The organism is Emticicia sp. W12TSBA100-4, from assembly GCF_040253585.1.
GTDB lineage: Bacteria > Bacteroidota > Bacteroidia > Cytophagales > Spirosomataceae > Emticicia.
Genome location: NZ_JBELAU010000001.1, coordinates 201,895 through 214,272, shown reverse-complemented (window position 1 = coordinate 214,272; position 12,378 = coordinate 201,895). Strand labels below are relative to the sequence as shown.

Sequence of the window (12,378 nt, the reverse complement as noted above, 5' to 3'; positions counted from 1 at the left end):
TCTCAAGCGTTAACGATTGAAGCTAAATCTGCTGGCGAATAATTGATGTTTTTCAAGGTCTTGTCATCACCTTTTCTATACACCAAAAACTTACCTTCTATTTCTTTATAATAAGACTCCGTTCCTTTTTCGGCGTAGTGCTTCATGGTAGCTTCGGCTTCCTCTACTGTATTACAAGCCTTACTCATATTAGAGCGTTGCACCTCATCAAACAAAGTTCTAAATTTTTCGCCCAAACCAAACTCTAAAATCGCACCTGCCAATACATATTGAATATCGGCCAGTGCATCGGCCACTTCTACAATATTATTATCATTGATTGCTTCTTGAAGCTCCTTTAGCTCTTCGGCTATGAGTGAAATCCGAAGGTCACAACGTTGTTTTGAAGGAATTTGTGGGGTTTCTAAAATTGGATGCTTGAATGTGCGATGAAACTCGGCTACTTGATTGAGGCAATCTAAATTTTGCATAATTTGATTTTATTCTTTTTAAACATTAAATGCATACACTTTGCTAAAGTAATATTATCTTTGAAACAAATTTAGGGCAATTTCTTTCTTCTAACTTTAAGATACTCTGTTTTAGAAAAAATTTTTGCCGTAAAATAAATAAAGCGATATTAGCGTTTGCAAAGTTGAACAAATTTCAATAATATTGCTACGTAACTGAAGCCAAAAAATCAAAACCCATCAAATCATGAACAAATTTTATAGAGTTCTTTCAGTAGTATCACTCACATTATCTGTAGCTTTCTGGTCATGTAGAGGTGACCAAGGTCCTCAAGGCCCTGCTGGTGCTCAAGGTCCTGCAGGAACTCCTGGTACAAATGGAACTAACGGTACTAATGGAACTAACGGTACAAACGGTACAAACGGAAAAGACGGAAACGCTAACGTAAAAGGTGCAGAAGTAACAGTAAAAGTAGCAGACTGGAAAACAATTGATGCTGCTGGTCTTGGTACTGGTGCAACTGGTAAAACAGGTGCTTTCTCAGTAATTGATGCTAACGTAAAAGCAACAATGTTTGTTTTTGCTTTCGTAAAAGTTGGTACACAGTTTGTGGCTTTACCACGTGTAATCATCAAAGAAACTGATGGTGCAACTGAGCAAGTAAACTTTGGTTATGAAACTGGCAAAGTAAATTTCTATTACAGTTCACAAACTGCTGCTATCGGTGGTAGCAAAAGTTATGCTCCTCAAACAGACCTTACTTTCTCTTACGTTACAGTTGAGAAAACAGTTGGTCAGGCTATGCAAAGCGAAGGTGTAAACCTCAGAAGCCGTGAAGCTGTAATGACTTACTTAGAGCAACACAAAAATTAATCGTAAACTACACAATCAAAAAGTAAGTTACGAAGCAAAAAAAAGCCTTCCCTTTGGGAGGCTTTTTTTGCTTAATATTCGTTAATAAAGGAAATACACATTACATTTCATGAAACAACTTTTTGGTATCTTATTTTTTTTAATGTTTTCAGTAACATCATTTGCACAACTCCTTAATGACAACGAGTCTAAGCAGCTGATTATCAAAGGATTAGACAAGTTATACAACTATGAATTTAAAGAAGCCGATTCATATTTCCACCATGTAAAAGCCAAATATCCAAAACATCCAGTAACACCACTACTAAGTGCATTACAAGTACAGTGGCAGAATTTACCTGTTGAACAAAACCCGAAAGCCTTAGCACAATATCTTGCTCTGCTTGAAAAATGCCAACTTTCAGCTGAGACTTTGCTACAAGACCAAAGCAAAAAAGCTGAAGCTATTTTCTTTTTAGTTGCTTCGCATGGATATATCGCCTTAGTGCTTAATTATAAAAAAGAGCAAGTAAAAGCCGCCAACGAATCTCGTAAGGCTTATGGTTATCTGAAAGATGGAAAACAGTTGATTGAGAAAAACCCTGAGTTTTTGTTTACTTCGGGTTTGTATAATTTTTACAGAGTTCAGTACCCTGAAACCCATCCGATAGTCAAACCTGTTATGATCTTCTTTGAAAATGGCAATAAAAAAATTGGTATTCAACAGCTTGAACAAGCTGTTCAGAAATCGGTTTTTTCTCGCATTGAAGCAGCATTTTATTTAATGAATGTCTTCTTAAAGTACGAGTCTAATTATTCAAAAGCTTTAGTTTATTCCAAGTGGCTACATGAGCGTTATCCAAATAATTTAGTCTATACAATGCGTCATGCAGAAAGTTTGATTATGAACGGAAAAATTGATGATGCGTTGCCACTTATTCAACAATTAAAACGTACTAATGATAAAGTATATGTTTTGGCAGGAAATCTGTTTGAAGGATTAATTCTCGAAAAGTCTAAAAAAAATGATAAAGCCGCCGCCGAACACTACACAAATGTATTGAAGATGCAACCCAACGAACGCTATACAAATGATTATTACGCAATGGCTTACGCAGGTCTGGCTCGGATTTCGATTCGTTCAGGAAATAATAAACGAGCTGAAGAACTATATCGTAGATGTTTGGAATATGCAGAATATAAATCAACAGTTAGCGAAGCTAATAATTTCATAAAGTAGCTACGCTCATGTACATTTACATTAAAATTATCAAAATATTCCCGATATTGATGGAACCTTTTGACTGATGCTTACTTAATTTTTCTTTTTTATGAAAAGAGCCTTTACGTTATTCTTTTTTTCTATTAGCTTCGCTTTAATGGCTCAGACGCTTCCTGAGGGGGTTCCGAGTTTAGACGAATCGAAGAACCTTTTTCAACACGAAGAGAAGTTTAGAGATTGGCTCTTTCAACAACCTAAAAGTACTCGTGGATGGAAATGGATGGCTCGCTACGAACATGAACTTCTAAGAAGAATTGATACAACAGGCTCAATGCCGTCAAATGAAGTTTTACTCAGTACTAATCAAAATATTGAAAATCTTAGAAAAAACGACAGAAGTTCACGCAAAAAAACATCTTCTTGGATTCCTTCTGGGCCTTATGGTAGCCAAGAACTATTCGGCATTGGCCGAGTAAACTGTATTGCATTTCACCCAAAAGATAGTTTAACTTTCTATATCGGTTTTGGTCAAGGAGGAATTTGGAAAACTACCAATGGTGGAGAATCATATACGCCACTGGGCGATAATTTACCTATTTTAAGAATCAGTGGTATTACTCTTGACCCCAATAATCCTGAAATTATCTACATTTCATTGGCTGATTTCGCCTATATTGGCTATGACCTTTACACTGCCGACCGAAAACGGAATACTTACTACGGTATCGGTGTTTGGAAGAGTATTAATGGAGGCCAAACTTGGCAACAAACTGGACTAAAAAACCAACTCTCAGAAGGTATTAACTCAATTACTCGAACTATTTGGGTAAATCCACAAAATTCTAAGGAGGTTATAGTAGTTGGTACAAAAGGTATTTTCAAATCGTTTGATGGTGGAGAATCATGGTCGAATAAAGTCTTAGATAAAATGACATCTGCACTCGTGCAGCATCCTACCAACTCAAATATTCTTTTTGCTTCTGCCGTTTATGTGGCAAGTACCAAGCAAGGAGAAGCTGGAATATGGAAGTCAGAAGATGCAGGAAATACTTGGCGATATTTGTCAACAGGCATCGGTAAAACAAATGTGCAACGAGTAGAGGTAGCTATTTCACCAACAAATCCTAACCTCATCTATGCCGTAAGCTGTGATGTCAATAATGGTTTTGAAGGCTTTTATCTTAGTTCTGATAATGGAGACACTTGGCAAAAATCAGCCTTTCGAGGCAACCTTCTTTCTACTTCTTATAATTCAACTGGTGGACAAGGTTTTTATGACTTGTGTATTATGGTGCATCCTACTAAACCACAAACCATCTATGTTGGAGGCTTAATACTGAACGAAACAAACGATGGCGGCACCACATGGCGTCAAGCTACGGGTTATTACACTATTCACCCTGACCAGCACGCTTTTGGCTATAATCCACTTAACAAAACTATTTATTTGTGTAATGATGGAGGAGTTTACGCCACCAAAGAAATCATTGCCAGTACGATTGCCAACCTATCTTGGAAATTCGTATCGACAGGTGTAAATGCAACGTCGTGTTATCGACTTGGCCTTTCGTCAGATGGCAAAAAAATTCTGACAGGAGCTCAAGATAATAATATGTTTTTGATGCAAGACGAAAAACCATGGACAAACGAATTTGATGGTGATGGAATGGAAGGTGCTTTCAGTAAAAACTATATTTATGGTTCTTCTCAATATGGTTTTATTAGTTTTTTTGACCTTAATGATAGTCGAAAAAGGCAGATTCCTGTATTTCCACCAGCTACCAATAACGATACTGGAGAATGGACAACCCCATTTGTGATTAATGAAAAGAGTAATCAAGTAATTATTGCGGGCGGAAATGTACATAAATTAGACATCGCTCAGGATAGGTCTCAACTCAAAACCATATCAAATTTCAGAATTTACGGCACAACTCGCTATCCACAAGTTTCAACGGCTTTGGCTGTCCCGAAATCTGATGCCAACATTATTTATATAGCAAAGAAAGCAACGCCAATCCAAAAACAGTCGGCAGAGCTTTGGCGAACTGTTAATAATGGTGCATTTTGGGAAAATATCACCAATGACATTTACAAAGATTCTTACATAACTTATCTTACAGTAGATGATAATCATCCCGAACGTATTTGGGCTACTTTAAGTAATTTTGAAGAAAACAAGAAAGTTTTCTATTCGAGTAATGGTGGGAAAAATTGGGAGAATATTAGCTATAATTTGCCAAATATTCCCGCAAATACCATTGTTTATCAATCAGATGACGAAACTGATATTCTATATGTAGGTATGGATATTGGGGTTTATTACATGGTTGAAGGTACAAAAGAATGGAAACCATTATTGGGTAATTTACCCAACGTAATTGTTCATGAACTCGAAATAAATACCGAAACCAAAAAGCTTTATGCAGCTACCTTTGGTCGAGGTATTTGGGTAACGGATTTACTCAACGAAAAGTCTCCGCAATCAACTGATTTTTATGAGATGGAAGTTATCCTTTCTCCCAATCCGAATAATGGTATTTTTACTCTTCAAGCCAACTACAATGAGATTGAAAAAATACAAATTATTGATATTCTGGGGAGAATTAGATATGAAGAAAATTTACAGCTTAAAGCTTTAAAATTTGGCAAAAATTTTGAAGTAAAAAACTTACAGTCAGGTATTTACTTCATTAGACTTTCATCTGGCAATTTTAGCAAAGTTATAAAAATGGGCGTTAATTAAATCCATTTCATATCCTCTTGATAAGTATAATTACCCAAATCAAGCATTGGCATTGATATTGTAGTTAAAATACAGCACTATTCAAACTACAAAAACGATGCAAGAGTATATCCAAATTCCGACCGAATACATCGAGCAAATACTCGAAAAAACCACTGGAGTAAGACCAAATCTCCAAGATGAGTTGATTTATTTACGCACTTCTCTAAATTATCTCCGAGAAGGAATGAATGTTGAAGAAGCCATTGACTTAGCCACGATTGATTATCTAATGGCAAGCTAATTTTTATTCAGATTTTGATTATACAGAATACTCTCAACGAGCAAAAATTGCGAGGTCGCATAAAGCACAAAATATATACCTATTCCTTAGCTGAAATGTCGATACAATAAATTGAAGGCTAACCACAGATTAGACATAACCAATAAGAAAACCCCTGCAAAACCCATAAAAAATGCTTTAGACGGTATTGGTCGAAAATAAGCCATCCAACAAAGCACCATCATTTGGGTAGAATAAACAAAACTTATTACAAGAAGACTATTAGGTGTATAAGTAATCAGAAAATAAGCTAAACCTAAAAAAAATAGAATTGTAAGTATAATTATTTTCCAGTCTTTGATTACTGAAGAAAAAGCGGGTAAAAAACTACCTTCATTTCTAAAAATGTTGATATACATAAATTGGGTTAGGTAAAACCCAACTGTGTTGATAAACATCAATAATTGAAAGTCTTTAAAAAATAGGAGAAGGAGCCCACCAGTTGCTGTAAAAAGTAGAGCTTCAATTAAATACAAATCAACCAGATCAAATTTTGCTTTCTTATTCTTATATTGAATGGTATAAAAAACCAGAATTATATTTAAAAACAATTCTAATCCTCCTATTTTTTTCATGATATCTCGCTCTTGAAAGAAATCGAAGAAAAATAAAGCAGGAATAAAACCATAATACAGCAAAAGGAAAGCTTTCTTCATGTCAGTAACAATATACTCATCATAATCGAAGAGTACATTTCTTATATTCATTATGTAATAATAAGAAAATTAAGCGAAAAACAAGCAGCTTAATGAATATTATTACTTATAAAATTGTTAGGCTACTACTAACACTTGACAAACGTCAATCAATACACGACGTTTAGCATTCATGAGCTAATTAAAAGGTATTTAGTTTATTTTTTTATATTCTAAATACCTTATAGTTAATAATTTATAGGAGTTCTTTACGTTTCAAGATTGATTCAAATAATTTCAAATCATGCTCACTATTAAAAACTGTAAATGGAAAGCGTAAAAATTGACCTTTACCGATGATTAATAAAAAAGCATCAGCCATTCGTTCTGCCGACTGAATACTTTCCCATTTCATAATTCCACCTTCTTTTTGATTGATTTTAACTAAAATTTGGCGGCTATCAATCTCGTACATAAACTTGTCGAACATTTGTTTGTTTTGCTCCATTTGTGAGGCCGCATAAAATTGTGCATACCAAAACAACACATAAAGACCACCACCCACTACGGATACTACTGGAATCCACCAGTTTTTGTATGCTCCCGAGAAATGAAGAACCAAACCCAATAAAAAAATAGCCGCTGGAATCAACAACCATTTCCATTCGTTTTTCATGTGACGCTTAAACGAAATACTCACATATTCTTTGGGGTCTAAGGCAAATTTTTTAGTTTTTACTATCATCTTATTTTATTGTCATTAAATACTCAATCGGTGCTTCAATATCTGTCAAATTTTTGATATTCTCCTTATTTTTTTAATTCCAAGAAATCATTTTCAGTTTGTTTGCCTTGTTTTTAAAGCATCAACACAACATAATCTCCTTTCTATCAGCAAATTAAACATCAAGCATTTAACATTGATCATTATGCATAAACACTCACTTATGATTTGAAAACACAAAAATAGAAAAAGGCTCTGACAATTTCAGAGCCTTTCCTATTATTTTGTCATAAGTATCTATAAAATTCGTAAGTAGAGCAATATCACCCCTCTCTAAACTGAATCGTATCAATCACATATTTATTGGCATCAGCACGACGAACCAAGATATAAACCAAGAAATCTTTGTTTCGACTGCGATACGTGCCTACACTGTAACGAAGGTCAGCGTTTGATGCTCCCTGATAAACATACTGAAATGCTAATGGGGGATTTTTTTGAAAGAACGATTTAAAAATCTGCTCTGCTTGTTGTGCTGAAATTTTTTGGAAGTCGATTTTTTCTGAATCTATCACCAGTTCAACTTGCTGGTTTAGACAACTTGCCAACATTCGAGGGTTTCCACCTCTAAACGACATCCTGATTCTGTCAGCCAGCTCATTATCCTCTCTTCTTCTCTTGGTGTCATCATCATTTGGACGTGTGGCACTCGTAAGAAAAATGAAAACGATTGCTGACATTAAGTATTTCATGAACTTCATAATGATTAAGTTTTGACTATCTTTGTTCGTTAATATTATTTACTAAAGTCATTTGCACAAACTATGCCAAAAAATTACTAAACGGATACGTTTTTTCGCATTGGATCAGTCCAAAAGAGCTTCAAAGTAGTAGTATCAAAATTCAAACCAATTATTTTGTTTTTAAATCTTAGGCACAATAAATCAAGTATAAAAAGTTTATTTTATGTCAAATCAGTTATTAAATAAGACCCAAACTCTTCAAAAAATTCGTAGAATTGCCTATCAAGTTTATGAACAAAACTTTGAAGAATCCTCGATAATTATTGCAGGAATCAATGGAGAAGGCTACACTTTTGCCGAAATCTTAGTGAAAGAATTGAAACAAATCTCAGCAATTGATGTTAGCATCGCACGTGTATCTTTTGACAAGCAAGCAACCGAACAACCAGAAATAAATATTGAAAGTAAAGTAGATACTTTTCGCAATAAAAACATCGTTTTATGTGATGATGTACTCAATACAGGGAAAACTTTGGCATTTAGTTTGCGTCCGTTTTTGAGTATTCCAATCAAAAAATTACAAGTTGCCGTAATCGTTGACCGCAACCATCCTAATTTTCCGATGGCGGCAGATTATGTTGGATATTCGCTTTCAACAACCCTCAATGAGCATATTCAGGTAATTTTGAGCGACGAAGAAAAAACAGGAGTTTATATTTATTAAGAAAAAGTATTCTATGCACCAAATACAGGTTTTGAAAGTAGTAGTTGTTATGATTGTTGGCATTTGGCTCGGAAGCTGCAAAAACTCAGACCAAGAATATTCGCCAAAACCTCGGGGATTTAATCGAATTGATTTGCCTCCGCATCAATATCAAACCTTACCGAACGAACATCCCTATACCTTTGAGTACTCAAAGGAAGCAATTATTCAGCTTGATACTTTCAAAAAAGCCGAACCGCATTGGATAATTGTTTATTATCCAAAACTCAATACTCGTATCCAGTTTACATACAAGCCCGTCAAAAATGACCTCGGCAGATTGCAAAACATGATGGGGGATGCAGCAAAATTGGCATTTAACCACGATAAAAAAGCTTATTCGATAACAGACAAGATTTTGACTACGAAAAGTGGAAAACGAGCAGTTATTTTTGAATTAGAAGGCGAAGTGCCAAGTCCTTACCAGTTTTTTGTGACTGATAGCACCAAACATTACCTCAGAGGAGCGGTATATTTGATGACAGCAACTGAAAATGATTCACTGAAGCCAATCATTGATTACGTCAAAATTGACTCAAGACATATTCTTGAAACGCTTAAATGGCAATAACTACAACTTATAGATAAATTTAAACTTAAAGTGTAGCATATCGTCGGTCTTCATGCCAAATAATGATGGTCGCTCAACTTTATAATCAGTGAGCGACACATCAAATTTACCTTCAAAGACCAATTTATTTATAAAATCTTCACGAGAAGCTATAATTGTCATTGGCTTTGTTATCCCATGAAACGTCAGATTCCCTTCCACGGTTAGCATCTCAGCTACGGCCTTTATTTTTGTACTAACAAACGTTACCTTCGGGTATTTTAGAGCTTCTAAAACCTCTAAAGCATGTGAATCTCGATTCGGATTACCACTATCAAATGATTGTACTTTTAACGATACCGCTACCTGTTCAATTCCTTTCGTTGCTTTATTATAGACTACTATCGCATTTACATCTTTACAGACAGCCTCCCAATCATGCATGGGGTGTTTCATTTCGTAAGTAATCGTCGAAACACTTTTATCGGCAAAAATCTTAGTCAAATCTTGCTGTGAAAAAGCCATTAATGGAAGTAAAATAGCTACGAGGATTCTTGAGAGCGTTTTCATTGCAGTTCTTTAATGTTTATTTTAAAATCGGAATAACAGAAGTAAATTCGCCATTTCCTCACTTTATATTGAAACTCAAATTAAACTTTAAATTGATAAAATCTTCAGTTTTTACGCCAAAGAGCGAAGGCCTATCTACCTTATAATCAGACAATAATACATCAAATTTACCATCAAAAGCTATCTTATTGGCAACATCATTTCGGTTTACAGTAATCGTAATTGGCTTCGTAACGCCATGGAAAGTAAGGTTTCCGTCAATGCTAAGGGCATTTCCATTAGGTTTGATTTTTGTACTAACAAAAGTCACTTTCGAAAACTTTAAACCTTCTAATACCTCCAATGCGTGTGAGTCACGGTTAGAATTTCCACTATCAAACGACTCTACTTTAAGCGAAACCACCACTTGATCAACGCTCTTGGTTGCTTTATTATAAACTATCACGGCATTTACGTCTTTCGAGACACCCTCCCAATCGTGCATTGGATGTTTCATGGCATAAATTACCTTTGAAACACTTTTATCGGCAAATATCTTACTTACATCTTGTTGCTGTGCGACTCCAAAAAAAGAAATCAGCGACAAAACAAGGCAACTATATGTTAGTTTCATTGATTAGTATCAAAAATGTGAGAGTTGAGTCTAAAACTCAAATTTAATCATTGCGATTGCGGCTAAATAGCCTCCAACTGCGGTATAAGCAGCGGCACGGTGATAAGGCTTTAATTTATAATTATCACTAATTCGAGGACCTAAGACATTGGTAGCAATCATAGCAGAAAGATGCACATAAGACAAATATCTATGAACCTTAATATTGCTGATACCTTTTCTGTTTAGCATCGCAGGAGGGGCTGTAAAGGCCATTAAAGCTGTTGTTGCATAGCCAATATTTACACCTGTTGCTACTGCTCCGTGAGTCTTCTTAAGTTTATCACTGTATGTTTCATTTTTATACAAACGAGAGCCTAAAATTCCTTGTGTAATCATACCCGCTGCTGTAATAAAACCCAGTGTTTGATGGATTTTAAACATATTTCTACGAATCTTTAATTCTCGCTCACGATTTTCGAGTGTTAACTTCGGAGCAATTCCAGTTCTTCGATATAGCCCATGCTCACCCCAAAAAAGCCTTTGAGATAAAAGCATTCGTTTGGGCAGTAATTCCGTTTTTGCAGTTCCTGCATCCAAATCGTTTAAAAGACTATCGGCATCGGTCTGGGCAAGAGCTTGATTTATAATTGTAGAAGATACGAATAACAGCAATACAAGAATTTTCTTCATGATAATTAATAAGGTATAAAAGTTTAGAAAAGAAATATAAAAAGAAAGCCAAAAAATTTGGCTTCCTTTATTCATCAAAACACATACCCCTAAACAATAATTACTATATGTATTTGAAAAACACTTAAAACTTTGTTTATGTAATTTTCCAATTTACATAAATAACTAAAGAAATGACTAGGGTAAACTATGCTGTAACCCAATATAATGGTACAGACTTAGATATCTTTAAAATAAATTTATCAGTTTACGGTAATCAATTTCTATAATTACTCCTTATATATACGTAAAATTAAAAACAATGGATTTATGTTTTTTAAAATTTATACATAATTTGTTGAGAAATTTAGAAAAGGGTATTAAGCTTTGATTTTTAAGGAATTTCCGCTATTTAAAAGTTCAGTCTTATACACAGCAAGAGCTTTTGTGGCTGGGTCTTTCGATACAGTTCCGTCGGTCTTAAATTGCGACCCATGATTCGGACAAAGAAAATCGTTTGTACCACTTCTATAATTGATAGTAGTACCTTGATGTGTACAAACTTTTGATAAAGCTACAAAAGTACCTTTGGCATTGGCAATAATGATGTCACCTACATAAGTAAATTCACCTTCAGTTTTTAATTTCACAAAATTAGAATTAGTCAAATCTATTGTAAAATCAATTGCTCCCGATGTAGTCCCTGTTACACCTGAATTTGTGTTTGTTCCACCACCAGTTGTAGGGCTTGGTGTGGGGTCATCTGAGCTACTTGAGCAAGATGTAAGCCCTGTACCCAGACAATAAAACGACATTAAAGCCGCACTACTCATTCCAAGTTGCTTCAAAAATTGTCCTCTACTTAATTGTGATGTTTCCATAAACTAAAAATAATTTTTAGATAAATTTTAGACTCGATTGAAATAATAGATGTATCTTCTTTAATGGCCATTATAAAAGAATTCTCTTTGTTTATTGTCAGATACGAGAATAGATCAAGCAAGGTTGCAGAAGTGATGAAAACTTTTTTATAAAAATTTAAGAAGGAGTGAAATTGAAGATAGCATTAAAAGAAAACGCCCGATAATTAGAAAATTATCAGGCGTTAACGATTTTTTAATCGCAGCGACTTCGTGACCCTACGGGGAATCGAACCCCGGTTTAATCCGTGAAAGGGACTTGTCCTAACCGCTAGACGATAGGGCCGACTGGTTCCATATTATCGTCTGCGATTGTAAATCGTGGTGCAAAAGTACAATAAATATTTCAAATTACAATGACCTAAAATGTAGTACCCCTGCATAAAAAGCAAAATGCTCAATAATCAGTGATTATTGAGCATAAATTCGTCAAATCGCAGCGATTTCGTGACCCTACGGGGAATCGAACCCCGGTTTAATCCGTGAAAGGGACTTGTCCTAACCGCTAGACGATAGGGCCGACTGGTTCCATTTATCGTCTGCGTTAGCGAATTGTGGTGCAAAAGTACGGCAATAATTTTAATGTGCAATAGCACACTTCAAAAAAAGTTTAAAAT

At 35.0% G+C, this 12,378-nt stretch carries 14 protein-coding genes and 2 tRNA genes; 6 read left to right on the top strand and 10 right to left on the bottom strand.

Going from position 1 to position 12,378, the window contains the following annotated elements; all coding sequences use genetic code 11:
* Nucleotides 1-2: 2 nt before the first annotated feature.
* Nucleotides 3-470, bottom strand: a complete 468-nt coding sequence (locus ABR854_RS01030; protein WP_350263484.1) for a pyrophosphohydrolase domain-containing protein — start codon at nucleotides 468-470, stop codon at nucleotides 3-5.
* A gap of 226 nt (nucleotides 471-696) precedes the next feature.
* On the opposite strand from ABR854_RS01030, the gene ABR854_RS01025 reads away from it, so the two are divergent.
* The 4 genes from ABR854_RS01025 to ABR854_RS01010 all read left to right on the top strand — a co-directional run bounded on the left by ABR854_RS01025 (nucleotide 697) and on the right by ABR854_RS01010 (nucleotide 5,553).
* Nucleotides 697-1,323, top strand: a complete 627-nt coding sequence (locus ABR854_RS01025) for a hypothetical protein (protein ID WP_350263483.1) — start codon at nucleotides 697-699, stop codon at nucleotides 1,321-1,323.
* Nucleotides 1,324-1,432: 109 nt separating this feature from the next.
* Nucleotides 1,433-2,542 carry a tetratricopeptide repeat protein gene (locus ABR854_RS01020; RefSeq protein WP_350263482.1) on the top strand — a complete coding sequence of 370 codons (1,110 nt, stop codon included), beginning with the start codon at nucleotides 1,433-1,435 and terminating at the stop codon, nucleotides 2,540-2,542.
* A gap of 91 nt (nucleotides 2,543-2,633) precedes the next feature.
* Nucleotides 2,634-5,270, top strand: a complete 2,637-nt coding sequence (locus ABR854_RS01015; RefSeq protein WP_350263481.1) for a VPS10 domain-containing protein — start codon at nucleotides 2,634-2,636, stop codon at nucleotides 5,268-5,270.
* Nucleotides 5,271-5,367: 97 nt separating this feature from the next.
* The gene (locus ABR854_RS01010) at nucleotides 5,368-5,553 is read left to right on the top strand and encodes a hypothetical protein (protein ID WP_064197935.1); all 186 of its coding nucleotides are present in this window, start codon (nucleotides 5,368-5,370) and stop codon (nucleotides 5,551-5,553) included.
* Nucleotides 5,554-5,639: 86 nt separating this feature from the next.
* On the opposite strand, the gene ABR854_RS01005 is transcribed toward ABR854_RS01010, so the two are convergent.
* The 3 genes from ABR854_RS01005 to ABR854_RS00995 all read right to left on the bottom strand — a co-directional run bounded on the left by ABR854_RS01005 (nucleotide 5,640) and on the right by ABR854_RS00995 (nucleotide 7,703).
* Nucleotides 5,640-6,299: a hypothetical protein gene (locus ABR854_RS01005; RefSeq protein WP_350263480.1), complete on the bottom strand. Its 660-nt coding sequence runs from the start codon at nucleotides 6,297-6,299 to the stop codon at nucleotides 5,640-5,642.
* Nucleotides 6,300-6,483: 184 nt separating this feature from the next.
* The gene (locus ABR854_RS01000) at nucleotides 6,484-6,972 is read right to left on the bottom strand and encodes a YcxB family protein (protein WP_350263479.1); all 489 of its coding nucleotides are present in this window, start codon (nucleotides 6,970-6,972) and stop codon (nucleotides 6,484-6,486) included.
* 302 nt (nucleotides 6,973-7,274) lie between these two features.
* Nucleotides 7,275-7,703: a DUF4783 domain-containing protein gene (locus ABR854_RS00995; RefSeq protein WP_350263478.1), complete on the bottom strand. Its 429-nt coding sequence runs from the start codon at nucleotides 7,701-7,703 to the stop codon at nucleotides 7,275-7,277.
* 214 nt (nucleotides 7,704-7,917) lie between these two features.
* Here ABR854_RS00995 and ABR854_RS00990 point away from each other — a divergent pair, with 214 nt between their 5' ends.
* Together ABR854_RS00990 and gldD are read left to right on the top strand one after the other, a co-directional pair.
* Nucleotides 7,918-8,418 (top strand): phosphoribosyltransferase family protein, encoded by a 501-nt coding sequence (locus ABR854_RS00990; RefSeq protein WP_350263477.1) that lies wholly within the window; start codon nucleotides 7,918-7,920, stop codon nucleotides 8,416-8,418.
* Nucleotides 8,419-8,431: 13 nt separating this feature from the next.
* On the top strand, nucleotides 8,432-9,028 hold the full coding sequence (gene gldD, locus ABR854_RS00985) for a gliding motility lipoprotein GldD (RefSeq protein ID WP_350263476.1): 597 nt from the start codon (nucleotides 8,432-8,434) through the stop codon (nucleotides 9,026-9,028).
* On the opposite strand, the gene ABR854_RS00980 is transcribed toward gldD, so the two are convergent.
* The 6 genes from ABR854_RS00980 to ABR854_RS00955 all read right to left on the bottom strand — a co-directional run bounded on the left by ABR854_RS00980 (nucleotide 9,029) and on the right by ABR854_RS00955 (nucleotide 12,281).
* On the bottom strand, nucleotides 9,029-9,577 hold the full coding sequence (locus ABR854_RS00980) for a YceI family protein (RefSeq protein ID WP_350263475.1): 549 nt from the start codon (nucleotides 9,575-9,577) through the stop codon (nucleotides 9,029-9,031).
* Nucleotides 9,578-9,635: 58 nt separating this feature from the next.
* A complete protein-coding gene (locus tag ABR854_RS00975; protein ID WP_350263474.1) occupies nucleotides 9,636-10,190 on the bottom strand; it encodes a YceI family protein in 555 nt (184 codons plus the stop codon).
* A 30-nt stretch (nucleotides 10,191-10,220) separates the two neighbouring features.
* Nucleotides 10,221-10,862: a hypothetical protein gene (locus ABR854_RS00970; RefSeq protein WP_350263473.1), complete on the bottom strand. Its 642-nt coding sequence runs from the start codon at nucleotides 10,860-10,862 to the stop codon at nucleotides 10,221-10,223.
* A 359-nt stretch (nucleotides 10,863-11,221) separates the two neighbouring features.
* The gene (locus ABR854_RS00965) at nucleotides 11,222-11,722 is read right to left on the bottom strand and encodes a QcrA and Rieske domain-containing protein (RefSeq protein WP_350263472.1); all 501 of its coding nucleotides are present in this window, start codon (nucleotides 11,720-11,722) and stop codon (nucleotides 11,222-11,224) included.
* Between the two features lie 253 nt (nucleotides 11,723-11,975).
* A tRNA-Glu gene (locus ABR854_RS00960) sits at nucleotides 11,976-12,047 on the bottom strand.
* Between the two features lie 162 nt (nucleotides 12,048-12,209).
* A tRNA-Glu gene (locus tag ABR854_RS00955) sits at nucleotides 12,210-12,281 on the bottom strand.
* Between the last annotated feature and the right edge of the window lie 97 nt (nucleotides 12,282-12,378).

Bases quoted from the DNA above. Each gene is read 5' to 3' on its own strand.
- ABR854_RS01030 (WP_350263484.1), bottom strand. From the start codon at position 470: ATGCAAAATTTAGATTGCCTCAATCAAGTAGCCGAGTTTCATCGCACA.
- ABR854_RS01025 (WP_350263483.1), top strand. From the start codon at position 697: ATGAACAAATTTTATAGAGTTCTTTCAGTAGTATCACTCACATTATCT.
- ABR854_RS01020 (WP_350263482.1), top strand. From the start codon at position 1,433: ATGAAACAACTTTTTGGTATCTTATTTTTTTTAATGTTTTCAGTAACA.
- ABR854_RS01015 (WP_350263481.1), top strand. From the start codon at position 2,634: ATGAAAAGAGCCTTTACGTTATTCTTTTTTTCTATTAGCTTCGCTTTA.
- ABR854_RS01010 (WP_064197935.1), top strand. From the start codon at position 5,368: ATGCAAGAGTATATCCAAATTCCGACCGAATACATCGAGCAAATACTC.
- ABR854_RS01005 (WP_350263480.1), bottom strand. From the start codon at position 6,299: ATGAATATAAGAAATGTACTCTTCGATTATGATGAGTATATTGTTACT.
- ABR854_RS01000 (WP_350263479.1), bottom strand. From the start codon at position 6,972: ATGATAGTAAAAACTAAAAAATTTGCCTTAGACCCCAAAGAATATGTG.
- ABR854_RS00995 (WP_350263478.1), bottom strand. From the start codon at position 7,703: ATGAAATACTTAATGTCAGCAATCGTTTTCATTTTTCTTACGAGTGCC.
- ABR854_RS00990 (WP_350263477.1), top strand. From the start codon at position 7,918: ATGTCAAATCAGTTATTAAATAAGACCCAAACTCTTCAAAAAATTCGT.
- gldD (WP_350263476.1), top strand. From the start codon at position 8,432: ATGCACCAAATACAGGTTTTGAAAGTAGTAGTTGTTATGATTGTTGGC.
- ABR854_RS00980 (WP_350263475.1), bottom strand. From the start codon at position 9,577: ATGAAAACGCTCTCAAGAATCCTCGTAGCTATTTTACTTCCATTAATG.
- ABR854_RS00975 (WP_350263474.1), bottom strand. From the start codon at position 10,190: ATGAAACTAACATATAGTTGCCTTGTTTTGTCGCTGATTTCTTTTTTT.
- ABR854_RS00970 (WP_350263473.1), bottom strand. From the start codon at position 10,862: ATGAAGAAAATTCTTGTATTGCTGTTATTCGTATCTTCTACAATTATA.
- ABR854_RS00965 (WP_350263472.1), bottom strand. From the start codon at position 11,722: ATGGAAACATCACAATTAAGTAGAGGACAATTTTTGAAGCAACTTGGA.